We start from the raw sequence: 22,826 nt of genomic DNA on the forward strand, positions 1-22,826 counted from the left end.
CTAACGCGTGGCCCGATTGCGTAAGGCGTTGAACGCGTTGCGAACTGCGTGCTCCGTCACCGACAGCGGGGACATCACGGTCTCGCCCACGCCCACCATGTAGTCGATGCGCTCGACGATGGCCTCGACCGGCGCGACCAGCGTGACCAGCCGGCCCATCAGGTCATCGATCCTGCTCAGGGTGGCCTCGAAGTGATCCAGGCCGTTATCGAGGCGATCCACCGCGCTGTTCAGGTTGGACAGCGAATCATTGAGGTCCGTCAAGGTACCGCCCAGACCGCCCAATACGTCTTCCAGCTGCTCAACGGTGACGTCGGCATTCATTGCCGCTTGGGCGAGCGTCTTGATTCGCTGTCGCGGAGCGCGGCTACCGTCGCTTCTATCTGCCATGCCGCCCATTATGGCGGTCGAGGGAACCCCGGCAGTCGAAAACCCGTCTGATCGGTATGCCCGAGCGAGATTGTGATGACTGCTGCGCTGCGGCGACGGGGCGCGCCGCACCGGTCGACATCATCCGGCAATTGCAGGACTATGCGCGCGGCTACGCCGATCGGCAGGCCGAACAGCGCCGCTAGTCGGTCGGCAACTTGGACGCGGCGTGGCTGTCCAGGAACCAGATTGTGCGCTCGCGGCCGATTGCGCCCGCCGCTGGTATCGACACCGGATCGGCACCCCCGATCGCGGCGGCGATCGCCTCGGCTTTCTCTTCACCCGACGCCAGCAGCCAGACCTCGCGGGAGCGCTGAATGGCAGGCAGCGTCAAGCTGATTCGCAGCGGTGGTGGCTTGGGCGAGTCTTCGACAGCGACCACTTGCCGGTGTGCCTCGCGAACCGCGGGGGTGTCTGGGAACAACGAGTTGATGTGGCCTTCGGGGCCCACTCCGAGAAGATGAACGTCGAAGTTCGGTGCGGGATCGCCCGGCTCGGCATTGGCGGCCAGCAGTTGTTCGTAGGCCAGCGCGGCGGCGGCGATGTCAGTGCCGAATTCCCCGTCGGCGGCCGGCATGGCGTGCACGTTGCGCGCCGGGATGGCGATGTGGTCCAAGAGTGCTTCCCGGGCCTGCCGGTCGTTGCGGTCGTCGTCGTCTTCGGCGACGTAGCGGTCGTCGCCCCAGAAAAGATGCACGTTCGGCCAGTCGATCCGCTCGGACCGCGTGGCGAGAAAACGCAGCAGCTTGTTGCCGTTGCCGCCGCCGGTCAACACGATTTGCGCGCGCCCACGTGCGGCGACGGCAGCCTCGACGACGCTGATCAGTCGCCAGCCCGCTGCGTCAACCAAATCATCGCCGTCGCTGAATGTTTCGACAGTAATGCTGCTCATACGTACTCCACCCGGTCGATACCCTCCAATGCCGAGAAGTAGATAGCGTCGGCGTCCAGTCGCCGCAGATCCTCGGCTAGACACTCGCGAGTCTCGCGCCGCGGCAGCGGAACGAGCGCTTCAGGCTTCGCGGTTCGACTGAGCGTCGCGGTCACACCGTCCTGCGGCCGGCTCAGGGTCACCGTTTCGCTGTTGCGTACCAATTCGACTTTGAGCTCGCCGACCGCGCGACGCACGGGCCCGTCGACGCGACTTGCCAGCCAACCCGCGAGCACGTCCAGCGCGGGTTCGGTCCGCAATCCCGACACCAATGCCGACGTGATCGGCTCATGCGGGGGTTGGTCGATCGCGGAGGTGAGCAGCGCCCGCCAGTAGGTAATCCGGCTCCACGCCAGGTCGGTGTCGCCCGGGGTGTAGCCGGGCAGTCGGCCTTTGATCGCCGACAATGGGTCGGCCCCGTTGGTCGCGTCGGTGATACGCCGGATTGCCAACTGGCCCAACGGATCCTGAGCGGGGACGGCCGGCGCTTCGCACGGCCACCACACCACCACCGGTATGTCGGGCAGCAGGAACGGAGTGACGACGCTGCCGTGGTGCCCGGCGAGCGGCCCGGACAAACTCAGCACCACTACCTCGCCTGCCCCGCTGTCACCGCCGACCCGAAGTTGCGCGTCCAGCCGCGCCTCGGCGGCGTCGGCGTCCCCGGTCGTCACCACGATCACCCGGCTGGGGTGCTCGTGGCTGGCCGCGTTGGCGGCTTCGATGGAGTCCTCGAGCAGAGTCTCGTTGTCGGTCGCGATGACCAATGTCAACACCCGGCCCAGGTTGACGGCGCCGGATTCCTGTCGCAGCGTGTCGAGCCTTTTGTTGACCTCAGTGGTGGTGGTCGCAGGCAAATCGAGGATCATGGCCGCCGCCATTCGCGTCCGGTCCGGCGCAGCATCTCGAACGCCGACGCCGGGCCCCAGGTGCCTGCTTCGTAGGGGTCGGGCTTGCCATGCTCAGCCCAATAGTCGAGCGCGGGATCGAGTACCTCCCAGGCCAATTCGACCTCCTCGTTCACCGGGAACAGCGATGGCTCACCGAGCAGCACGTCGAGGATCAGCCGTTCGTATGCCTCGGGTGATTCCTCGGCGAAGGCGGCGCCGTAGGAGAAGTCCATGTTGACATCGCGGACTTCCATGCTGCCCGGCACCTTGGACCCGAACCGCAACGTCACACCCTCGTCTGGTTGCACCCGAATGACCAGTGCGTTTGCGCCCAACTCATCGGTCATCGTCGCATCGAACGGCAGATGCGGAGCCCGTTTGAACACCAAGGCGATCTCGGTCACCCTGCGGCCCAACCGTTTTCCGGTGCGCAGATAGAACGGCACACCGGCCCAGCGGCGGGTGTCGACCTCCAGCGTGATCGCGGCGAACGTCTCCGTGGTCGAGTCCTTGGAAAAGCCCTCCTCGTCGAGCAGCCCGACCACATGCTCGCCGCCCTGCCAGCCGGCGGCGTACTGGCCGCGAGAGGTCGTCTCGTCCAACGGCTCGGCAAGCTTGACCGCCGAGAGCACCTTGATCTTCTCCGTCTGCAGCTGCGAGGGATGAAAGCTGACCGGCTCTTCCATCGCGGTGAGTGCGAGCAGCTGCATGAGGTGGTTTTGGATCACGTCACGCGCCGCGCCGATTCCGTCGTAATAGCCGCCGCGCCCACCCAAGCCGATGTCTTCGGCCATGGTGATCTGCACATGATCGACGTAGTTAGAGTTCCAGATCGGGTCGAACAACTGATTGGCGAACCGCATCGCCAGGATGTTCTGCACCGTCTCCTTGCCGAGGTAGTGGTCGATGCGGAACACCGATTCCTCGGGAAAGACGCTGTTGACGACCTTGTTCAGCTCGCGGGCACTGTCCAGGTCGTGGCCGAACGGCTTTTCGATGACCACGCGCCGCCAGCTGCCGTCCTGCGGCTTCGCCAGCCCGGCGTTGTACAACTGCTCGCACACCGCGGGGAAGCTTTTCGGCGGGATCGCCAGGTAGAAACCGTGATTGCCGCCGGTGCCGCGATCGGCGTCGAGCTTCTCCAGCGTCTCGGCCAGCCGGGCGAACGCCTGGTCGTCGTCGAACGCGCCCTGCACGAATCGGCAGCCCTCGGCCAACCGGTCCCAGATGACCTGCCGAAAAGGCGTGCGGGAGTGGTCTTTTACGAGTTGGTAGACCTCGTTGCTGAAGGCCTCGTCGTCCCAGTCCCGGCGGCCGAACCCGACCAGGGAGAACGTCGGGGGCAGCAGACCGCGGTTGGCCAAGTCGTAGATCGCCGGCACGACTTTCTTGCGTGCCAGGTCGCCAGTGACACCAAAGATGACGACGGCGCACGGGCCGGCGATGCGGGGCAGACGTTTATCGCGCTTGTCCCGCAGGGGGTTCTGCCACTGCCCGGAGGTGAGCCGGGTTGCGGCTGGACTCATTTGGTGGCGCTGTCCAGCTGTGCCTGAGTCGCGTCGAGAAGCTCCTTCCACGACGCTTCGAATTTGTCCACGCCTTCGTCTTCCAGTACGAGGAACACGTCGGTCAGATCGATCCCGATCGCCTCGAGCTTGTCGAACACCTCCTGGGCAAGGGCGGCCGTGCCGGTGATCGTGTCTCCGGTGACCTCACCGTGGTCGGCGACCGCGTCAATCGTCTTCTCCGGCATGGTGTTCACGGTGTTGGGCGCGACGAGTTCGGTGACGTAGAGCGTGTCGGAGTAGTCGGGGTTCTTGACGCCGGTCGACGCCCACAGCGGCCGTTGCACCCGCGCCCCGGCCGCCTCCAGCGGGGCGAACCGGTCGCCGCCGATGAACACTTCCTGGTAGGCGGCGTAAGCCAGCCGCGCGTTGGCCACTCCGGCTTTACCGAGCAAGGCCTTCGCGTCATCCGAGCCGATCTTCTCCAGCCGCTTGTCGATCTCGGTGTCCACCCGGGACACGAAGAACGAAGCCACCGAATGGATCTTGGACAGATCGTGACCGGCTTCGCGCGCCTTCTCCAGCCCCGCCAGGTAGGCGTCCATCACCTCGCGGTGACGCTCCACCGAGAAGATCAGCGTGACATTGACCGAAATCCCTTCCGCCAGAACGGCAGTGATCGCAGGCAACCCGGCTTTGGTCGCGGGGATCTTGATCAGCAGGTTGGGTCGGTCGACGATCTTCCAGAGCTCGATGGCCTGCTGGACGGTCTTGTCGGTCTCGTGCGCCAACCGCGGGTCGACCTCGATGGAGACCCGGCCGTCGACGCCGCTGGATGCCTCCCACTGCGGCGCCAGCACGTCACAGGCGTTACGGACGTCGTCCGTCGTGACCGTGCGGATCGTCGCGTCGACGTCGGCGCCGCGCTCGGCCAGTTCGGCGACCTGCGCGTCGTACGCGTCGCCGTGCGACAGCGCGGCCTGAAAGATCGACGGGTTGGTGGTGACGCCGACGATGCTCTTGGTGTCGATCAGCTCCTGCAGGTTGCCGGACTGCAAGCGCTGTCGGGACAGGTCGTCCAGCCAGACAGAAACGCCTGCGGCGGACAGGGCGGCGAGGTGGGGATTCTGAGTCATCGAATTACCCTTTGCTTAGTTGTCTATTGTGCGTTCAGCGGCGTCGACGACGGCCTCCGCGGTGAAGCCGAATTCACGGAATAGCGTCTTGTAGTCGGCGGATTCCCCGTAATGCTCCAGCGAAACAATCTCGCCGGTGTCGCCGACCAGCTTGTGCCAGCTCTGGGCGACGCCGGCCTCGACGGCCACCCGTGCAGACACCGACGGCGGCAGCACGCTGTCGCGGTACTCCTCAGGCTGCGACTCGAACCATTCGACGCACGGCATCGACACCACCCGCGCGACGATGTCCTTGTCCGCCAACAACTTCTGCGCTTCGACGGCGAGCTGCACCTCGGAGCCGGTGGCGATCAGGACGACATCGGGTTCGCTTCCGCCGTCGTCACCCAGTACGTATCCACCCTTGGCGACGCCGTCGTAGTTGGTGCCTTCGAGGATCGGCACACCCTGACGGGTCAGGATCAATCCGACCGGACCGCTGCCGTTGCCGCGGGCCAGAACCGTCTTCCAGGCGTAGGCGGTCTCGTTGGCGTCGGCCGGGCGCACCACGGACAGGCGTGGAATGGCCCGCAACGCCGCCAAGTGTTCGATCGGCTGGTGGGTCGGACCGTCTTCGCCCAGCCCGATCGAGTCGTGCGTCCACACATAGATGGTGTCGATGTCCATCAGCGCGGCCAGTCGCACCGCTGGGCGCATGTAGTCGGAGAACTGCAGGAACGTGCCGCCGTAGGCGCGGGTCGGGCCGTGCAGCACGATGCCGGACAGGATCGCGCCCATAGCGTGTTCGCGAATTCCGAAGTGCAGCGTGCGGCCATACCAGTCCGCGGTGTAATCCTTCGTCGAGATCGACGGCGGTCCAAAGGATTTCACGTTGTCCATGGTGGTGTTGTTGCTGCCTGCCAAGTCGGCCGACCCACCCCAGAGCTCGGGCAGCTTGGGGCCGACCGCGTTCAGCACCTTGCCGGACGCGGCGCGGGTGGCGAGGTCTTTGTCGCCGACCTTCCATGTCGGGATGTCGGAGTCCCAGCCGTCGGGCAGCTCTTCGGCCGTCAACCGGTCGAGCAGTTTCTTGCGCTCGGGTTCGCGCTCGGCCCAGTCCTCGAAGTCGGCGTTCCACTTGGCGTGGGCTTCCTTGCCGCGCTGCACAAGCTCGCGGGTGTGGTTGATCACCTCGTCGCTGACCGCGAACTTCTTGTCCGGGTCGAAGCCGAGGATCTTTTTGACCGCCGCTACTTCTTCATCGCCCAGGGCGGCGCCATGCGCCTTGCCGGTGTTCATCAACTTCGGTGCCGGGTAGCCGATGATGGTCCGCAGCGAGATGAACGACGGGCGGTCGGTGACAGCTTTGGCGTTGGCGATCGCTTCTTCGATGGCGACGACGTTCTCACCGCCCTCGATGCGCTGCACGTGCCAGCCATACGCCTCGTAACGGGCTGCGGTGTCCTCACACAACGCAATGTTGGTGTCGTCCTCGATCGAGATCTCGTTGTGGTCGTAGAACACGATGAGATTGCCCAGTTGCTGCACCGCGGCCAACGATGACGCCTCGGAGGTCACCCCTTCTTCCATGTCGCCGTCGGAGGCGACCACGTAGATGAAGTGGTCGAACGGGCTGTTACCCGCGGCGGCGTCCGGATCGAACAGACCGCGCTCGTAGCGGGCCGCCATCGCGAAGCCGACGGCCGACGCGAGGCCCTGACCCAGCGGTCCGGTAGTGATCTCGACGCCGTCGGTGTGCCGGAACTCCGGGTGCCCGGGGGTTTTGGATCCCCAGGTGCGCAGTGCCTCGATGTCGGACAGCTCCAAACCGAACCCGCCCAGGTACAGCTGCAGATACAGCGTCAGGCTGCTGTGCCCACAGGACAGCACGAACCGGTCGCGGCCGAGCCAGTGAACGTCGCTGGGGTCGTGTCGCATTGCGCGCTGGAAAAGGGTGTAGGCCAGTGGAGCGAGGCTCATCGCCGTCCCCGGATGGCCGTTTCCGACTTTCTGGACCGCGTCGGCGGCCAGCACTCGGACGGTGTCGACCGCGGCCGAGTCGAGGTCGGTCCAGTCGTCCGGAAGGTGCGGTTGGGTCAGTGTCGAAATGTCTTCAAGTGTCGTCACGTATTGAAGTCCTCGCATCGGCAGTTTGATCCGATGTCCACCCTAATGCCGGAACGTTGCAGACGCGTCAACCTATATTTCGCCCCCCGACAATTCAGGCGCCGGCAACTGTGCGTTGTGGCGCGACTGCTGCCGATTGGCTGCGAATAGCCCCTGCGGTGCATGCTGGGCAAGTCGTCCCGTCTACCATCGTCCGTAGTAGAAGCTGCGCGCTGCTGCGACCCGAGGAGTTATTGCGTGAGCGTTCGCGGCCACGTCGCGCCGAGCCGAGTCCGAGAGACCGTGCTCGCCTATCTGGCGCTGACCAAGCCGCGGGTCATCGAGCTACTGCTGGTCACCGCAATCCCGGCGATGCTGCTCGCCCACCGCGGCAGCGTGAACCCACTGCTGATCTTCAACACCCTGGCCGGCGGGATGCTGGCCGCCGGCGGCGCCAACACTTTGAATTGTGTCGCCGACGCCGACATTGACAAGAAGATGAAGCGGACCGCGCGACGTCCGTTGGCCCGCGAATCCGTGCCGACGCGCAACGCCCTGGTCTTCGGGCTGACGCTGAGCGTCGCTTCGTTTGCCTGGCTGTGGTGGACGACCAACTTGCTGTCGGGGGTGCTGGCGGTCGCCACGATCGCGTTCTACGTCTTCGTCTACACCCTGCTGCTCAAGCGCCGCACCTCGCAGAACGTGGTGTGGGGCGGGGCCGCCGGCTGCATGCCGGTGATGATCGCCTGGTCGGCCGTCACGGGGACAATCGGCTGGCCGGCGTTGGTGATGTTCGCGATCATCTTCTTCTGGACGCCACCGCACACCTGGGCCTTGGCGATGCGCTATAAGGAGGACTACCAGGCAGCCGGGATCCCGATGCTTCCCGCCGTCGCGACGGAGCGTCAGGTCACCACGCAGATCCTGATCTACACCTGGCTGACGGTGGCCGCGACGCTGGCGCTGTCCCTGGCGACCGGGTGGCTTTACACCGCCGTCGCCGTGGTCGCCGGAGTGTGGTTCCTGACGATGGCGCATCAGTTGTACGCCGGCGTGCGTCGCGGTGAGCCGGTCAAGCCACTGCGGTTGTTCTTGCAGTCGAACAATTATCTCGCGGTGGTGTTTTGCGCGTTGGCGCTCGATTCGGCGATGGCGCTGCCCACCCTGTTTCGGGTTTAGTTGCCAGCCGCAGGTCCTGGACCTGCGAATACCCCTTACCCCGACGGGGTCTTGTAGCTACGACACTGCGTAGTTTTCAATGCCGTCGTGACCTCACCGATCTGGATGACATTGCCGCCCGAAGTGCATTCGACTCTGCTCAGCAGTGGCCCCGTTACGTGGAGTGGTGACAGGTGACTCGCCAATACCCCTTACCCGTACCAAGTCTTGTACGACGACACAGCGTCGTATTCAATTCCGTCGTGATTCCGCTGGTCGCCGCCGCACGCCGGGCCGTCGCTGAGACGGGCCCGCGATGACGGCGCCGGTGTGGATGGCATCGCCGCCCGAGGTGCATTCGGCGCTGCTGGGCAGCGGTCCCGGGCCCGGATCGCTGCTCGCCGCCGCGACGGCGTGGACCACGCTGAGTACTGAATACGCGCAGGTGGCAGCCGATCTCGGCGAGGTGCTGAGTGCGGTGCAGGCCGGAGCATGGCAGGGTCCGAGCGCCGAACGCTATGTCGCCGCTCACGTGCCGTATATGGCGTGGCTGATGCAGGCGAGCGCCAAGAGTGCGGCCGAAGCGACGCAGCACGAGACTGCGGCCGCTGCCTATACGACGGCGGTGGCCACCATGCCGACCCTGCCGGAACTGGCCGCCAACCACGTCATCCACGGCGTGTTGGTGGCGACGAATTTCTTCGGACTCAATACGATTCCGATCGCTCTCAACGAAGCCGACTATGTCCGGATGTGGATCCAGGCGGCCACCACCATGACGACCTACCAGGCGGTGTCGACGACCGCGTTGGCCGCGGCCCCACCCACGGAAACAGCCCCGCAAATCGTCAATGCGAACAGCGCTCAGGCCGCCGACAGCAATTCCGGTGACGGTTCGATCCTGCCGCCCATCGACAACGACGGCGGTGACCCATACAAGCTGAGTTGGTACATCAACCGGATCACCGAGATCACCCAGACCCTGCAGCGGGATATCGGTCTGATCCAACAGAATCCGGTCCAGGGGCTGACCCAATTGGTGTCGGATGTAGGAGCACTGGCGTCGGACGAGTTCGGCCACGCGATCGAGTTCGTGCAGGCCTTCCCCGAGGTCCTGGCGATTCCGTTGATCGTGCCGGTCGCGGCGGTGGGCGGCCTGGGTGGTCTGGGCGGCCTGGCCGCGATCCAACTCGAAGCCGCCAACATCCCCGTCGATGCGCCTGCACCCGCGCCGCAGAACGTGCTACCCGCGGCGGCCGGCAGCCCGGTTGCAGTGGGGGCCCCGGGTGCGGCACCCACGTCGGCACCGGCGTCCGCGCCCGGGTCCTCGGTCGCGTCGGTGGCCAGTTCCGTGCCGTCATCGCCGGCTCCGCCGCCGGCCGGGCCCGGGTTCGTTCCCCCGTACGCGGTCGGGCCACCCGGTATCGGGGTGGGGTCCGGGCTGGCAACCAGCGCGAGCGCGGGTGAGAAGAAGAAAGCTGCGGAGCCGTTCGCCGCCACGGCGCGCGACCGGCAGCGGTCGCGACGACGGCGCCGAGCCGGCATGCGTGGTTACGCGCACGAGTTCATGGACATGAACGTCCATGTCGATCCGGAGTGGAGTGGCCCAGCCGCGACGGCCTCGGATCGCGGCGCCGGGCCGTTGGGATTCGCCGGCACGGTGCACAAAAGCACAAGGGCTGCAACGGGTTTGGCGACACTTGAGGACGACGACTTCGGCGGTGGCCCCACGATGCCGATGCTGCCGAGCACCTGGGACGTCGACGACGAACGTAGCTGATCCGACAACCCCCGCCCGGCGTTGACCCCGCCGGTCCGCTTGCCCGTAGCAGGCGCAGGTGGTAGGGACGGCTGATGCAGCACCGCGAACTGTCACTGGGCTGGCTGCTGGCGCCGCTGACGGTCGACACCTTTCTCGAGGATGTCTGGGGGACGACGCATTACCACGTAAAACGGGACAGCCCTGGATATTTCGACAGCCTGCTGGACGGTTCGGCAAGCATTGACGAGCTGGTGGGGCTGCTTCGGCCTGATTTGTCGCTGTTCGGCATGGTCCGCGGCGACGACAAGAAGCAGCCCTACCTCTACCGCCGGCCCGACGGCACTTTCGATGCCGAGCGAGTCGGTAAAGACTTCGCCGACGGCTACACGATCGTGCTGGAGAGTGTGCAGCGCTACGTCCGCGCCCTCGCCGCCCTGCTGCATTCCCTCGAGGTCGAGCTGAACTACCCGGCTCAGGTGAACGCCTACATCACCCGACCCGAATCCCGCGGCTTCGTCTGCCATTACGACGATCACGACGTCTTGATCCTGCAGATCCGGGGATCCAAACTCTGGCACGTCTACGACGGTGCCGACGTCGCGCCGCACCGGATGAGTCGGCACGACCCGGTTGACCCGTCCGCGCTTCCGCCGCCCACCGACGTGCACCTCGGCACCGGCGATCTTTTGTACCTACCGCGCGGACGGGTGCATGCAGCCGAAGCGACCACTGAGGTATCGGTTCACCTGACGCTCGGTCTGCAGGCACCCACGCTGCTGATGCTGGTCACCCGGGCGCTGAATGCGCTGAGCTACTCCGACGACCGCGTCCATACCCAACTACCGCCGCGATACCTCAACGCCCCCGAGGTGCGGGCCGGCCTGAGCACCCTCGTGCGTGGCGTCGCCGAAGCCCTCGAAGAACCGGGTACCGTCGCCGCCGGTATCGACTCACTGGACGACGATCTCGTCCGACGTGGCCTGAGTCCACCTGTCGGACAGGCACTTTCGAACGCCGTCGGGATCGACGGGCGCAGTCGCGTAACGAAGTACCAACCGCTGTATTCGCGGGTGACCGACGTGCCCGACGGCGTCACCCTGCACTTCGCGCAGTTGACGGTGAAGGCCGCAGCCGATCACGCGGATGCGCTGCGGTTCGTGTCCGACAGCACTGCGCCGTTCAGGGTCTGCGACCTGCCGGGCCTGTCCGCGGCGCAGCAGGCGGAGTTGGCGCGGTCTCTGATCGTCAGCGGTTTCCTGGTCCGACTGCCCGACTGATGGAACTCGCCGACCTCGCACGCTGGACGCCGATCGGATTCGACTTCTCCGGCTCGGCGCCGGCGGTCGATTGGGCCGACCTGTCCGGAGAGCGCTTCGTCGAACCGTTCTTCGACCAAACGGTCGCCCAGTGGGCGTCCGGTCCACGCTCCACACCGCTGGTCAGGACCGGGTTGGAGGTTCTCGCCGCGCTGGACGCCGAGCCGTCGCTCGAGCCCGCGGGCATGATCTTTCACCTCTCACGCTGTGGATCCACGCTCGTCTCCCGGCTCTTGGGCACACTGCCGGGCGTCGTCGTCATCGCCGAACCCTCGCCGCTGAACACACTTCTCACACTCGACCCCGAGCTGGTCGACCAGGCGGCGTTGATTCAGGCGGTGCGGCAACTGGTTCGGGCACTCGGCCGTCGGCGACCCGGCGCCGAACAGCACCTGGTGCTCAAATGCACGAGCTGGAATATCCGGCAGCGCGCGATCCTGGCCGCCGCGTTTCCGGACACCCCGTGGACCTGGGTGCAACGCGATCCGGCGCGCGTGCTGACCTCACTGCTCGCCGACCCGCCCGGTTGGCTGCGGCTACAGGACTGGCCGCAGGCGGCCAAGCAACGGTTCGGCATCGACCCCGCGGCGGTGCCCGCGATGACATCCGCCGAGTTCGGCGCCCACGCCCTCGGCGCGATGCTGGAGGCCGCGGCCGAGGCCGACCCTTCGGGGCGGCTGTGCATCGACCACGCGGCACTGCCCGACGCGGTATGGCAACGGGTGGTACCGCACTTCGGGCTCGACGCCGACCAGGCGGCGATAGCTCGGATGGCCGACGAATCCCGCTTCTACTCCAAAGATTCCACGCCACGCGTCTTCGCCGGCGACACCGCGCAACAGCGACCGGTGACCGACGAGATCCGCGATGCCGTGCAGCGCTTCGCCGAGCCTGGTTACCGATTGCTCGCGTCGCTCACCTAGCGCTTCAGAAAATCCGGTCGCGCCGAGTATCCAACCGGGCCGCAGTATGGTGTAATCGTTAATGAAAATCATATTCATCTAAGTCTGGGAGTGCTGTCATGGCGTTGCGCGTCGTCCCCGAAGGTCTTGCGGCTGCCAGTGCGAGCATCGAGGCGCTGACGGCACGCATGGCCGGAGCGCACGCCGCGGCACTGCCACTGATCACTGCGGTGCTGCCACCGGCCGCCGATCCGGTGTCGGTGCAGAGCGCGGCGGCGTTCAGCGCGCGCGGCGGCGAGCACGCGGTCGCGGCCGCCGAGGGAACCGAAGAACTCGGTCGCGCCGGCGTCGGGGTCGGCGAGTCGGGTGTCGGCTACGTCAGCGGTGACGTGGCGGCCGCGGCGGCGTATGGCGTCCTGGGTTCCTGACGATGACAGCACCCGTCTGGATGGCCGCACCGCCGGAGGTGCACTCGACGCTGCTGAGCAGTGGTCCCGGGCCCGGGTCGCTGCTGGCCGCAGCGGGCGCGTGGAATTCGTTGAGCGCCGAATACACCGAGATTGCCGAGGAAGTCAGCACGGTCCTGGCTGAAGTGCAGACCGGTGCGTGGCAGGGGCCGAGTGCCGAGCAATTCCTGTCCGCGTTCGTGCCGTACCTGGCGTGGTTGACGCAAGCCGGCGCGGACAGTGCGATGGCGGCGGCCCAGCACGAGACCGCCGCCTCGGCGTACACCGCCGCGCTGGCGGCGATGCCGACCTTGCCGGAGCTGGCCACCAACCACATGGTTCACGGCGTCTTGCTGGCGACGAATTTCTTTGGCATCAACATGATTCCGATCGCGGTCAACGAAGCCGACTATGCCCGGATGTGGGTTCAGGCCGCCGCCACGATGAGCACCTATCAGGCAGTCGCCGACACGGCGGTCGCTGCGACGCCGGCGACCGATGCGGCGCCGCCGATCCTGAAATCGAACAGCAGCGCGCAGGCCTCCGGAAGTGGCGATCCCTACAGCGGACCCAACGGCGACAATCCACTGGGCATCCCGCAGTGGCTGCAGAATTTCTTGCAGCAGTTCGGTATCGGCAACAGCCAGCTTGCGCACGACCCGGCGATCGACACGCCGTTCGACAACTTGATCGCTCAATGGCTGCAAAATTTCGGCTACACCTGGGACCCCGCGCAGGGCACGCTCAACGGGGCAACCTATGACACCTACGTCAATCCGGGGCAGACCATCTACTGGGTTGCCCGCGCCCTCGAGCTCACCGAGGACTTCCAGAATTTCGGGCAGCTTCTCGTCACGAACCCGGTGCAAGCCTTCCAGTGGCTCATCAGCTGGGAGCTGTTCGACTTTCCGATTCACATCGAACAAGTCGCGATCTTCCTCTCGCAGAATCCGGCGATCTTCGCACTGGCCGCCCCGGCGATCGCGCCTCTTGGTGCCGGTGCTGCCGGACTGGCCGGGTTGGGGGCGCTGACGCAGTCACCGATCGTGCTACCCGTCGAATCCCTGCCCGCACCAGCGCTTTTCCCGGTCGCGGCGTCGGCTCCGGCGGTTCTCGCATCGGCGGTGTCGCCCACTGTTCCAGCCCCGGCGCCCACGCCCGCGAGTGCTGCGAGCGCTCCCGCCGCTCCCGCGCCGCCGGCATCGCCACCGCCGCCTGCCGCCGGGCCGGGTTTCACGCCTCCCTATGTCGTGGGTGGTCCGACGATCGGATCGTGGATGAGCACCCAGGCCAAAACCCAAGAGCCGACGTCGCGTGGCGCGTCCAAAGCGCCGGAGGCCGCCGCGGCGTTCGTCGCTGCCGCGGCGAAGGATCGGACCCGTAAGCGGCGCGCCCGGCGGGCCGAAGTGCACGACCACGCTGACGAATTCGCCGACATGAACGTCGACGTTGACCCGGATTGGGGTTCACCGACCCCGTCGGAGCGTGGTGCGGGACCGCTGGGATTCGCCGGCACGGTGTCCAAAGGCAGTGAGCGGGCCTCCGGATTGGCTACGCTCTCCGAAGACGGATTCGGCAGTGGACCGAGCATGCCGATGCTGCCCACCACGTGGACACCGGACAGCGTTAATCGATGAGTGAGGGAGTCCAGGGATGAGCATGTTGGATGCGCATATTCCGCAGTTGGTGGCGTCGCAGTCGGCGTTTGGTGCCAAGGCGGGGTTGATGCGGTCGACGATCGGTCAGGCTGAGCAGGAGGCGATGGCGTCGCAGGCGTATTTCGCTGGTGATGGTGCGGCGGCGTTTCAGGCTGCGCATGCGCGGTTTGTGGCGGCGGCGGCGAAGGTGAATGCGTTGTTGGATATCGCGCAGGCCAATCTTGGTGATGCTGCGGGCACCTATGTGGCCGCCGACAGTGCTGCGGCGAGCAGCTACCCGGGCTTCTGAGCCGGCGAACGAAAGGTTTTGTGATGTCGCAGATCATGTACAACTACCCGGCGATGATGGCGCATTCGGCGGATATGGCCGGTTATGCGGGGACGCTGCAGAGCTTGGGTGCCGATATCTCCAGCGAGCAGGCCGCGTTGCAGGCCGGTTGGCAGGGTGACACGGGGATGAGTTATCAGGCGTGGCAGGCGCAGTGGAATCAGGCGATGGAGCAGCTGGTGCTGTCGTATCGTGCGATGGCCGGCACGCACGAGAACAACACCACCTCGATGCTGGCCCGCGACCAGGCCGAAGGCGCCAAGTGGGGCGGCTAACCGAGCGCACGTGATTACCCGCTAGAGGACCTGTCAGTTCGGCGGAACCGCTCTCATCTGGGAGCTTCGAAGTGTTAGCTTAGCCAATGCTAACCGCGCGGATCGTCATCGGACCAGGGAGTGACCGCCGACGCGTAGGTGATCGCGCCATCCCGACGCTTGCGCCTCGAGCCAGGGTGGTTGAGCCCCAATCCGGTTACCTAGCAGACGACGTTGAGGCACCGGCCTTTTCCCCCGTCGACGGCTCCGGACGATGACCACACCGATTTGGATGGCGTCTCCGCCCGAAGTGCATTCGGCGCTGCTCAGTAGCGGTCCCGGCCCGGGCTCGCTAATGGTTGCCGCCGAGGCGTGGAAATCGCTGAGTGCCGAATACGCTTCGGCAGCTGAGGAACTCACCGCCGTGTTGACGTCGGTACAGGCTGGCGCATGGGAGGGGCCGAGCGCTGAGTCGTATGTGGCCGCACATGTGCCCTATCTGGCCTGGTTGATGCAGGCCAGCGTCGACAGTACGGCAGCGGCTGCCCGCCAGGAGGCCGCGGCCGCGGCGTACACCGCTGCGCTGGCGGCCATGCCGACGCTGGCCGAACTGGCCGCCAACCATGCGATTCACGGAGTGTTGCTCGCCACCAACTTCTTTGGCATCAACGCGATTCCGATCGCGCTCAACGAAGCCGACTATGTACGGATGTGGGTCCAGGCGGCCACCACGATGACGAGTTACCAGGGTGTCTCCGCTGCGGCGGTGGCCTCGTCGCCGCAAACCCAGCCGGCGCCAACGGTGGTCAACCCGGCGGCCTCCGGGTACGGCAACACCGTGACCAATGCCATTACCGCGATCGAGCAGTTGCTGCACGACGCGTCCACGCTGAACCTGTCCGATCTGCAGTCTGCATTGCTGAACGCAGAGCAGAACTTCAACGTCACGGCGTTCCTGCAGAATCCGATCGGATACAGCCAGCAAATCTTCGAATCCTTCGTGAACCAATTCCCTGTGCTATCCGATCTGTATTACGGCTTCGGCGGCGACCACATATTCGAATTGCTCACCGATCCGGTGGGATTCGTTCAGCACATCATCAGCAATTTCCTGGCCAATCCGCTTGGGGTGCTGGAGAATCCGTTCACGCTGCTCCTCAGCGCCGACGACTATCCGACCATCTTCTATCCACTGATCTCGCCGGCCATCGCCCCCGCCTTCGCGCTGGCCTCGGTCGGCTCCGCCGGCGGCCTTGCGGGGCTTGCCGCAATTCCGCCGACCGCAATGCCCGTCATTTCCCCAATGCTTGCACCGGCGGCCCTTGCCGTGCCGGCCGTCGGGGTGACCCCGACCGTCGTCGTATCGGCCATAGCCCCCGCCGCGGCGCCGGCATCGGCTCCCGCCCCTGCAAGCCCACCGGCCCCGGCGGCCACGGCCACGGTGGCCGGCCCTGCGCCGGCGGCGCCCCCGCCAGGCGCACCTTTTGTGCCTCCGTACGCGGTGGGTCCGCCCGGCATCGGGTTCGACTCGGGAATGAGTGCCGCCGCGGCGTCCCGTGCCAAGCGCAAAGCGCCCGAGCCGGACAGCTCTGCTGCAGTAGCTGCTGCGGCCGTGCGTGATCAGCGACAGGCGCGGCGGCGTCGGCGCGCGATTTTCCGCGATCATGGCGACGAGTTCGCCGACATGAACGTGGAAGTGAATCCGGACTGGGACGCGCCGCCCGGTGACCAGCCGCTGGCGTCGAGCAACGGCGCGGGTCCCTTGGGATTTGCCGGTACGGCGCGCAAGGAAGCCAGCGGGCGTGCCACGGGGCTGGCCACGCTGGCCAGTGATGAGTTCGGCGGTGGCCCGACGATCCCGATGCTGCCGGGCAGCTGGGAGTCCGACACCCGGCAGCAGTGAGGCCTACGGCGTGAGCACGATCGAGCCAATGGTCTGACGACCCTGCAGGTCGCGATGCGCCTGCGCGGCGTCGGCCAATCGGTAGCGGTGGCTCACCTCCACGCTGAGCGAGCCGTCGGCGATCGCGTCAAACAATTCGGTTGAGCGCCAGGCGAATTCCTCACCCGTGCGGGTGAAGTGCACCAGTCCGGGGCGGGTCAGGAACACCGAACCGGCCGCGTTGAGCCGCTGCGGGTCGACGGGCGGAACCGGCCCACTGGACGCGCCGAACAACGCCAGCGTTCCCCGCACGGCAAGGCTGGCCAGGCTGGCATCGAAGGTGCTCGCCCCGACTCCGTCGTACACCGCCGCCACGCCGGCCCCGTCGGTCAGATCGCGGATGCGGCTGCCGAATTCGGCCGGATCATCGCCGGGGTAGTCCAGCACCTCGGCGGCGCCGGCCTGCCGCGACCGCTCAGCCTTCTCCGGTGTCGAGACCGTCGTGATCACCCGCGCGCCCTTATGCGCCAACCACTGCGTCAGGATCAGGCCGACGCCACCGGCACCGGCATGCACCAGCACCGTGTCGCCGGACTGCACGGCGTACACCGAGTTGATCAGGTAATGCGCCGTCAAACCCTTCAGCAGTGCCGAGGCGGCCACGTCCAAGCCGATCTCCGACGGCACGGGTGCAGCGAATTGCGCAGGCGCCGTGCTGAATTCCGCGTACGATCCGGAGGTTGCGACGGCGGTCACGACTCGGTCGCCGACCCTGCGTTCCGTCACGCCGTCACCGACGGCGTCCACCGTTCCGGCTACCTCGTTGCCGAGCACGAACGGCAGATCGCGGGGGTAGGACCCGGAGCGGAAATAAGTGTCGATGTAGTTGACGCCGATCGCGTCGGCTTTGATCAGGACCTCACCGGGCCCGGGGGAGGGCTGCGGCTTCTCGACGTAGCTCAGGACTTCCGGCCCACCGATTTCGGCGACTTCGATTGCGTGCATGGTGACTATCATCCGCAAGCATGGAGTCCGCATGAAGTTGGCCCGGCCCGACGTTTTCCATCCACGGATCGTGCTGGCTGGTGCACCGGACGGCGACGATGCGGATCTGGTGGCCGCGTTGCGCAAGCGCGGCCTGCACGCCCGGTGGCTGTCCTGGGACGACCCGCGCACGCTCGACGCCGACCTGGTGATACTGCGGGACAGCAGCGATCAGGCCGAGTTTTTGCCGTGGACGAAGCGAGTGGCCAACCTGCTCAACGCGCCCGAGGTCGTCGCCTGGAATACCGGTCGGCGACATCTGCGCGACCTCGGCCGCGCGGGAGTGCCCGTGTTGCGGGGTCGTCGCCCCTCAGCCTCCGCGGTTCGTACCGCCCTGGTTTTCATCGGTGGCACACAATCCCATGCATTCGTCGATACTTCGCCGATCGATGCCGATTTCGAACTGTGGGACCTCGGGCAGGCCGCCCTGCAGGCGGCCGCCGACCACTTGGATATCCGTGTCGATGAACTGCTCTACGCCCGCGCGGATGTCATCGAAGAATCCGGTGATGCCGAGCTCGCCGAGCTGAATCTGGTTGCCCCGCAGTTGGGTTGGCGAACGCTTGAGCCCGCCGCGCGCGAAGATGCGCAGCGTCGCTTCACGCTGTGCGTGGAGTCAGCTCTGGAGCGGTTGGGGCTCGGACCGCTCTCGCATCGACGTCCATAGCGCCGCGGTGGCCGCGGTGCAGATCGCGGCCCCGGCGACATGCACGGCAACCAGAGCCGCGGGGATTCCGGTGAAGAACTGCACGGTCCCGACCACGGCCTGCCCGAACACCGCGATCAGCACAACGCCGAGCCGCACCAGCACCGGCCGTGGCGCCCGCACCGCCAGCAGCCCGAAGCCGAGCCCGACCAGCAGCGCAAGATAGGCCACCAGCAGCGACGAGTGAGCGTGGACCAACGTGGTGATCTCGATCCGCAGCCGCGGCACCGTCCGGTTCGGGCTGGTGTCGCCGGCGTGCGGGCCCGCCGCGGTGACCAGCGTGCCGGCCACCAAGACGGCGGCCAGTGTCAGCGCACTGAGCAGGGTGAGTGCGCGCAGCGGCGCGACCACCCGGTGGCGAATCACTCCGTTGTCGGGCTCGCCGACCTTGACGTACAGCAGCACCGCAAGCCACACCATCGTCATCGAAGTCAGCAAGTGGATGGCCACCGTCCACCACAGCAATCCGGTGCGGACGGTGATACCGCCGATCACCGCCTGCAGCACCGTCGACGCCGGCATCAACCAGGCATAGACCAGCACTTCGGTGCGGCGGCGAGCCCTCGTGACCACCAAGACCGCGAGCGCCGCGGTGAGGACCACCGCGAAGGTGATCAGCCGGTTGCCGAACTCGACGGCCTGATGGATACGGGGAACCTCGGACACCGCGACCGGGGTGAAGCTGCCCGGAAAGCACTGCGGCCAGGTCGGGCAACCCAGCCCGGAGGCGGTGACGCGGACGATCGCACCGGTGACGGCGATACCGCCCTGGGTCAGCACGACCGCCGCGGCGACGAGGCGCTGCGTGCGCAGACTGGGGTCGGGCAGCAGGTCCACGATCCGCATGAGTAACCGCCCGACAGGCATCGCTCGATCGTAGGTCAATGACAACTACGGTACGTAGTAGGGCCGCGTCAGGTGAACCGGAACCACCGCAGCGCGCCCAACCCGGCCAGCGTGCCCCACGAAGCGAGCACGAGGACGCCGAACCAGTCCACCGAGAGGGTCATCGCCTGAGACAGCGTCTCGGTGAGCGCGCCGGCCGGAGTGAGTCGAGCCGCCCACTTGACGGCGGATCCGATCATGTCGGTCTCGATGGTGAGCGCACCGAGCCCGGCGAATACGAACCACAACAGGTTGGCCACGGCCAGCACGATCTCGGCGCGCAGGGTCCCGCCGAGCAGCAGGCCCAGCGCAGCGAACACCGCGGTACCCAGCGCGATGACCACCGCGCCCAACGCCAGGCCCGCCACGGGCGGACGCCAGCCGAGTGCAAAACCTATGCCGCCCAAGATAATTGACTGCAAGAACACCACGGTCACGACGGCCGCCGACTTACCGGCGATGATGCCCCACACCGGCAGTGCCGTGGCGCCCAATCGTTTGAGCGCGCCGTAGCGGCGGTCGAAGGCGACTGCGATGGCCTGGCCGGTGAACGCCGTCGAGATCACCGCCAGCGCCATGATCACCGGGACGAACGTGGCGGCGCGGTTGGCGCCGAACGATCCGAACGGCAACAGCGTCAGGCCGACCAGCAGCGTGATCGGGATGAACATGGTCAGCAGTAGTTGTTCGCCGTTGCGCAGCAGCAGTTTCAGCTCGAGCGCGAACTGGGCGGCCAGCATTTTCGGCACCGCCGCCGGACCCGGATTGGGGGTGAAAGTGCCTGCAGGGAAATGGGTCTGGTTCATGACCGTAGTTCTCGTCCCGTCAACTCCAGGAACACGTCTTCCAGGCTGCGCTGCTCCACGCGCAGGTCGGTGGCCAGCACATCGATCTGGGCCGCCCACGCCGTCACCGTCGCCAGCACCTGCGGGTCGACGGCGCCTTCGACCAGGTACTCACCCGGCGCCGACTCGGACGCCCGGTAGTCCTCCGGCAGCGCCGACACCAGCAGCGTGAGGTCGAGGCGCGGCGGCGCGCTGAACCGCAACTGGTCCTTGGCGCCGCTGCGGGTCAACTCCGCCGGGGTTCCGGCCGCCACCATGACGCCGTGATCGATGATGACCAGCCGGTCGGCGAGTTCTTCGGCTTCCTTGAGCTGGTGGGTGGTCAGCACCACTGTCACACCGTCACGGCGCAGCGCATCGATCAACTCCCACACCAGAATTCGGGCCTGTGCATCCATACCCGCGGTGGGCTCGTCGAGGAACACCAGTTCGGGGCGGCCGACCAGCGCGCAGGCCAGCGCGAGACGTTGCTGCTGGCCGCCGGAGAGCCGCCGGTACGTGGTGCGGGCGGCCTCGGTCAGGCCCAGCGTGCTCAGCAGCCATTGCGGGTCAAGGGGATTGGCGGCGTAGGAAGCGACCAGGTTGAGCATCTCGCCGGCCCGGGCGGCGGGATACCCGCCGCCGCCCTGCAGCATCACGCCGATGCGCGCCCGCAGTCGGGCGTTGTCGGCGATCGGGTCCAGCCCGAGCACCTCGATGCTGCCTGCGTCGGGGCGGACGAACCCCTCGCACATCTCGACCGTCGTCGTCTTGCCCGCCCCGTTAGGGCCGAGCAGCGCGAACACCTCGGCGGTGTGCACCTCGAGGTCGAGTTGGGATACGGCGGTGGTCGAGCCGTACTGCTTGCACACCCCGTGCAACCGCACGGGGACGTCCGAGGCTGGGCTCACGAATATTCAGCGTAAGCGCCGGGCAGCGCCGCGGGCTGCGGGGTCTGGCCGGTGGGCAGCGGATCCTGCTCCGCCCCGTCGGATTTCGGCTCCTCTTCGTCCAGCGGCCGCCACGGCAACCGGTGGTACGTCGCCGCGATGAGCAGCAGCACGATGACCGTGCTGGCGACCGTCGCGTCCACGATCTGAAACAGCGCGAACCGGTCCCCGTTGGCCGTCGGGCCGAAGATGCCCACCACCAGCGTGACCACGATCACCGCTACCCGGAATCCCGGACGCGTCGCCCAGGCCGCCAGCGGAATGATCGCCCACAACAGGTACCACGGCTGCACCACCGGAAACAGCAGCACTGTGCCGCCCAGTGCGACGCCGAGCCCGCCGACCGGATGCAGCCGGCCACGCAGCACGGCCATCAACAGCCAGGCGACCATCACCGCGATGATCAGCACGCCGATGCCACGGGTCAGCGACAGCACGGCGGTGGTGTGATCGCCCAGACCGAGCAGGATGCCGACCTGCCCGGTGCCCAAAGCGAGCAGCGTCGGCGGCGACATCCAACTCCGCACCACGTTGGCGGTGCCCAGGGTGAAGATCCAGCCGAAGCCCAGGCGGCTGGCCGAGCCGACGGCGGCCATCACCGCCAGCGACAGCCCCGCCATCAAGGTGCCCGCCAGCAGGAACGACCGCACCGTTGCGCCGTAGCGCTGCGCCAGCGCCATCGTGACGAACCCCAGCGCCAATAACGAAGGCAGCTTGATCTGCGAGGAGAGCACGATCAGCACCGAACCGGCCAGCAGCATCCCCAACGGCGCCCAGTCCGCCCACTGCCCTCGTGCCCGCGGCCACGGGCGTGGCCACAGCGGGCGTGCGGAGTCGACACCGCGCAGCGCGAACTCGGTGCCGGCCAGCATCAGCCCGAGCATCGGCGCCTCGTTGTGGATGCCGGCGACCAGATGCATGATCAGCAGCGGATTGGCCGCCCCCAGCCACAGCGCGCTGACTTCGGCCACACCGCAGCGGCGGGCCAACCGCGGCGTCGCCCACACGATCAGGCCCACCCCGAGTAGCACGACCAGCCGGTGGAAGAGCACCGCGGCGACGATGTTCTCGCCGGTCAGCGCCGAAATTCCGCGGCCGACCCACAAGAACAGCGGTCCGTAGGGCGCCGGGGTCTCCCGCCAGAGGCTGGGCACCGACAGGGTGAAGACGTGGCCGAGGCCCAGGCCGGTCGCCGGGCCCACCCGATACGGATCCAGTCCCAGCCGGCAGATCTGGCTCTGCGCCAGGTAGGAGTAGACGTCCTTGCTGTACATCGGCGGCGCCACCAGCAGCGGCAGCACCCACAGCAACAGCGTGCGGTCCAGGTCACCGCGGGACATCCGCCGCTTACCCAGTGCGAACCGGCCCAGCATCAGCCAGGCGAGGGCCATCATCACCGCGCCGGTCGTCGTCATCGTCAGCGACACCGTCTGGATCCGCGACGGCAGGTTCAGCAGCCGGACCCCGAACGTCGGGTCCTGGACCACGGGCCGGGCCCCGGCACCCAACGCCCCGATGCCCATCAGCACCGTGCCGGTGGCCCCGAACACCCGGGTGCGGCCGAGTGCGATCTTCTCCGCTTTGTTGAGCGGCTGACCCACCGTCTGCTCGTCGCCGTGCAAGCTGGCGATCGAGGAACTCAGCGTGTGCTGGCGGGCTGCCATCACAGCAGCGTAGCGGCGATCGCAAGCGCGGCGGAGCCGGGCGCAGCGGGTCGCCGCCATATGACCAGAGC

At 66.9% G+C, this 22,826-nt stretch carries 21 protein-coding genes; 10 read left to right on the plus strand and 11 right to left on the minus strand.

Annotated features, from left to right (window positions below):
- The 6 genes from G6N27_RS02455 to tkt form a co-directional block, all read right to left on the minus strand.
- On the minus strand, positions 1–399 hold the full coding sequence (locus G6N27_RS02455; RefSeq protein ID WP_163774922.1) for an ATPase: 399 nt from the start codon (positions 397–399) through the stop codon (positions 1–3).
- A 172-nt stretch (positions 400–571) separates the two neighbouring features.
- Entirely contained in the window at positions 572–1,321 is a 750-nt protein-coding gene (gene pgl / locus G6N27_RS02460; protein WP_163774923.1) for a 6-phosphogluconolactonase, read from the minus strand.
- Complete coding sequence (opcA, locus tag G6N27_RS02465) at positions 1,318–2,229, minus strand: glucose-6-phosphate dehydrogenase assembly protein OpcA (protein ID WP_163774924.1); 912 nt, start codon at positions 2,227–2,229, stop codon at positions 1,318–1,320. Before opcA ends, pgl begins: the two co-directional genes overlap by 4 nt.
- Positions 2,226–3,776: a glucose-6-phosphate dehydrogenase gene (zwf, locus tag G6N27_RS02470; RefSeq protein ID WP_163774925.1), complete on the minus strand. Its 1,551-nt coding sequence runs from the start codon at positions 3,774–3,776 to the stop codon at positions 2,226–2,228. The genes opcA and zwf overlap by 4 nt, the downstream gene beginning before the upstream one ends.
- Positions 3,773–4,891: a transaldolase gene (tal, locus tag G6N27_RS02475; protein WP_163774926.1), complete on the minus strand. Its 1,119-nt coding sequence runs from the start codon at positions 4,889–4,891 to the stop codon at positions 3,773–3,775. Before tal ends, zwf begins: the two co-directional genes overlap by 4 nt.
- 15 nt (positions 4,892–4,906) lie before the next feature.
- Positions 4,907–6,997, minus strand: coding sequence for a transketolase (tkt, locus tag G6N27_RS02480; protein WP_163774927.1), 2,091 nt, complete (start codon positions 6,995–6,997; stop codon positions 4,907–4,909).
- Positions 6,998–7,234: 237 nt separating this feature from the next.
- Here tkt and G6N27_RS02485 point away from each other — a divergent pair, with 237 nt between their 5' ends.
- The 9 genes from G6N27_RS02485 to G6N27_RS02525 all read left to right on the plus strand — a co-directional run bounded on the left by G6N27_RS02485 (position 7,235) and on the right by G6N27_RS02525 (position 16,703).
- Entirely contained in the window at positions 7,235–8,155 is a 921-nt protein-coding gene (locus tag G6N27_RS02485) for a heme o synthase (protein WP_163774928.1), read from the plus strand.
- Positions 8,156–8,450: 295 nt separating this feature from the next.
- The gene (locus tag G6N27_RS02490) at positions 8,451–9,914 is read left to right on the plus strand and encodes a PPE family protein (protein ID WP_163774929.1); all 1,464 of its coding nucleotides are present in this window, start codon (positions 8,451–8,453) and stop codon (positions 9,912–9,914) included.
- A gap of 74 nt (positions 9,915–9,988) precedes the next feature.
- Positions 9,989–11,173: a cupin domain-containing protein gene (locus G6N27_RS02495; RefSeq protein WP_163774930.1), complete on the plus strand. Its 1,185-nt coding sequence runs from the start codon at positions 9,989–9,991 to the stop codon at positions 11,171–11,173.
- Complete coding sequence (locus G6N27_RS02500) at positions 11,173–12,135, plus strand: sulfotransferase family protein (protein ID WP_163774931.1); 963 nt, start codon at positions 11,173–11,175, stop codon at positions 12,133–12,135. The genes G6N27_RS02495 and G6N27_RS02500 overlap by 1 nt, the downstream gene beginning before the upstream one ends.
- A 98-nt stretch (positions 12,136–12,233) precedes the next feature.
- Positions 12,234–12,542 (plus strand): PE family protein, encoded by a 309-nt coding sequence (locus tag G6N27_RS02505; protein ID WP_163774932.1) that lies wholly within the window; start codon positions 12,234–12,236, stop codon positions 12,540–12,542.
- A 2-nt stretch (positions 12,543–12,544) separates the two neighbouring features.
- Positions 12,545–14,197 carry a PPE family protein gene (locus G6N27_RS02510; RefSeq protein ID WP_163774933.1) on the plus strand — a complete coding sequence of 551 codons (1,653 nt, stop codon included), beginning with the start codon at positions 12,545–12,547 and terminating at the stop codon, positions 14,195–14,197.
- Positions 14,198–14,213: 16 nt separating this feature from the next.
- Positions 14,214–14,507, plus strand: coding sequence for a WXG100 family type VII secretion target (locus G6N27_RS02515; RefSeq protein ID WP_163774934.1), 294 nt, complete (start codon positions 14,214–14,216; stop codon positions 14,505–14,507).
- 23 nt (positions 14,508–14,530) lie between these two features.
- On the plus strand, positions 14,531–14,821 hold the full coding sequence (locus G6N27_RS02520) for a WXG100 family type VII secretion target (protein WP_163774935.1): 291 nt from the start codon (positions 14,531–14,533) through the stop codon (positions 14,819–14,821).
- Between the two features lie 253 nt (positions 14,822–15,074).
- Positions 15,075–16,703 carry a PPE family protein gene (locus G6N27_RS02525; protein ID WP_163774936.1) on the plus strand — a complete coding sequence of 543 codons (1,629 nt, stop codon included), beginning with the start codon at positions 15,075–15,077 and terminating at the stop codon, positions 16,701–16,703.
- Between the two features lie 3 nt (positions 16,704–16,706).
- Here the strand turns inward: G6N27_RS02525 and G6N27_RS02530 are convergent, their stop codons facing one another.
- Positions 16,707–17,687, minus strand: coding sequence for a quinone oxidoreductase family protein (locus G6N27_RS02530; RefSeq protein ID WP_163774937.1), 981 nt, complete (start codon positions 17,685–17,687; stop codon positions 16,707–16,709).
- Between the two features lie 31 nt (positions 17,688–17,718).
- On the opposite strand from G6N27_RS02530, the gene G6N27_RS02535 reads away from it, so the two are divergent.
- A complete protein-coding gene (locus G6N27_RS02535; RefSeq protein ID WP_163774938.1) occupies positions 17,719–18,393 on the plus strand; it encodes a hypothetical protein in 675 nt (224 codons plus the stop codon).
- On the opposite strand, the gene G6N27_RS02540 is transcribed toward G6N27_RS02535, so the two are convergent.
- From G6N27_RS02540 to mptB, 4 genes are all read right to left on the minus strand, one after another.
- Positions 18,343–19,278, minus strand: coding sequence for a COX15/CtaA family protein (locus G6N27_RS02540; RefSeq protein ID WP_232065216.1), 936 nt, complete (start codon positions 19,276–19,278; stop codon positions 18,343–18,345). The genes G6N27_RS02535 and G6N27_RS02540 overlap by 51 nt on opposite strands.
- A 68-nt stretch (positions 19,279–19,346) precedes the next feature.
- Positions 19,347–20,123 carry an ABC transporter permease gene (locus G6N27_RS02545; protein ID WP_163774940.1) on the minus strand — a complete coding sequence of 259 codons (777 nt, stop codon included), beginning with the start codon at positions 20,121–20,123 and terminating at the stop codon, positions 19,347–19,349.
- On the minus strand, positions 20,120–21,052 hold the full coding sequence (locus G6N27_RS02550) for an ABC transporter ATP-binding protein (protein WP_232064840.1): 933 nt from the start codon (positions 21,050–21,052) through the stop codon (positions 20,120–20,122). Before G6N27_RS02550 ends, G6N27_RS02545 begins: the two co-directional genes overlap by 4 nt.
- The gene (gene mptB / locus G6N27_RS02555; protein WP_163774941.1) at positions 21,049–22,755 is read right to left on the minus strand and encodes a polyprenol phosphomannose-dependent alpha 1,6 mannosyltransferase MptB; all 1,707 of its coding nucleotides are present in this window, start codon (positions 22,753–22,755) and stop codon (positions 21,049–21,051) included. The genes G6N27_RS02550 and mptB overlap by 4 nt, the downstream gene beginning before the upstream one ends.
- Between the last annotated feature and the right edge of the window lie 71 nt (positions 22,756–22,826).

The sequence above is a fragment of the Mycobacterium cookii genome (assembly GCF_010727945.1).
Classification (GTDB): domain Bacteria; phylum Actinomycetota; class Actinomycetes; order Mycobacteriales; family Mycobacteriaceae; genus Mycobacterium; species Mycobacterium cookii.

What these genes read in the sequence shown, in the direction of transcription:
- G6N27_RS02545 (WP_163774940.1), bottom strand. Translation starts at nt 20,123, where the DNA reads ATGAACCAGACCCATTTCCCTGCAGGCACTTTCACCCCCAATCCGGGT.
- zwf (WP_163774925.1), bottom strand. Translation starts at nt 3,776, where the DNA reads ATGAGTCCAGCCGCAACCCGGCTCACCTCCGGGCAGTGGCAGAACCCC.
- G6N27_RS02510 (WP_163774933.1), top strand. Translation starts at nt 12,545, where the DNA reads ATGACAGCACCCGTCTGGATGGCCGCACCGCCGGAGGTGCACTCGACG.
- G6N27_RS02490 (WP_163774929.1), top strand. Translation starts at nt 8,451, where the DNA reads ATGACGGCGCCGGTGTGGATGGCATCGCCGCCCGAGGTGCATTCGGCG.
- G6N27_RS02535 (WP_163774938.1), top strand. Translation starts at nt 17,719, where the DNA reads ATGAAGTTGGCCCGGCCCGACGTTTTCCATCCACGGATCGTGCTGGCT.
- opcA (WP_163774924.1), bottom strand. Translation starts at nt 2,229, where the DNA reads ATGATCCTCGATTTGCCTGCGACCACCACCACTGAGGTCAACAAAAGG.
- G6N27_RS02500 (WP_163774931.1), top strand. Translation starts at nt 11,173, where the DNA reads ATGGAACTCGCCGACCTCGCACGCTGGACGCCGATCGGATTCGACTTC.
- mptB (WP_163774941.1), bottom strand. Translation starts at nt 22,755, where the DNA reads ATGGCAGCCCGCCAGCACACGCTGAGTTCCTCGATCGCCAGCTTGCAC.
- G6N27_RS02525 (WP_163774936.1), top strand. Translation starts at nt 15,075, where the DNA reads ATGACCACACCGATTTGGATGGCGTCTCCGCCCGAAGTGCATTCGGCG.
- G6N27_RS02515 (WP_163774934.1), top strand. Translation starts at nt 14,214, where the DNA reads ATGAGCATGTTGGATGCGCATATTCCGCAGTTGGTGGCGTCGCAGTCG.
- pgl (WP_163774923.1), bottom strand. Translation starts at nt 1,321, where the DNA reads ATGAGCAGCATTACTGTCGAAACATTCAGCGACGGCGATGATTTGGTT.
- G6N27_RS02520 (WP_163774935.1), top strand. Translation starts at nt 14,531, where the DNA reads ATGTCGCAGATCATGTACAACTACCCGGCGATGATGGCGCATTCGGCG.
- G6N27_RS02495 (WP_163774930.1), top strand. Translation starts at nt 9,989, where the DNA reads ATGCAGCACCGCGAACTGTCACTGGGCTGGCTGCTGGCGCCGCTGACG.
- G6N27_RS02540 (WP_232065216.1), bottom strand. Translation starts at nt 19,278, where the DNA reads ATGCGGATCGTGGACCTGCTGCCCGACCCCAGTCTGCGCACGCAGCGC.
- tal (WP_163774926.1), bottom strand. Translation starts at nt 4,891, where the DNA reads ATGACTCAGAATCCCCACCTCGCCGCCCTGTCCGCCGCAGGCGTTTCT.
- G6N27_RS02455 (WP_163774922.1), bottom strand. Translation starts at nt 399, where the DNA reads ATGGGCGGCATGGCAGATAGAAGCGACGGTAGCCGCGCTCCGCGACAG.
- G6N27_RS02505 (WP_163774932.1), top strand. Translation starts at nt 12,234, where the DNA reads ATGGCGTTGCGCGTCGTCCCCGAAGGTCTTGCGGCTGCCAGTGCGAGC.
- G6N27_RS02530 (WP_163774937.1), bottom strand. Translation starts at nt 17,687, where the DNA reads ATGCACGCAATCGAAGTCGCCGAAATCGGTGGGCCGGAAGTCCTGAGC.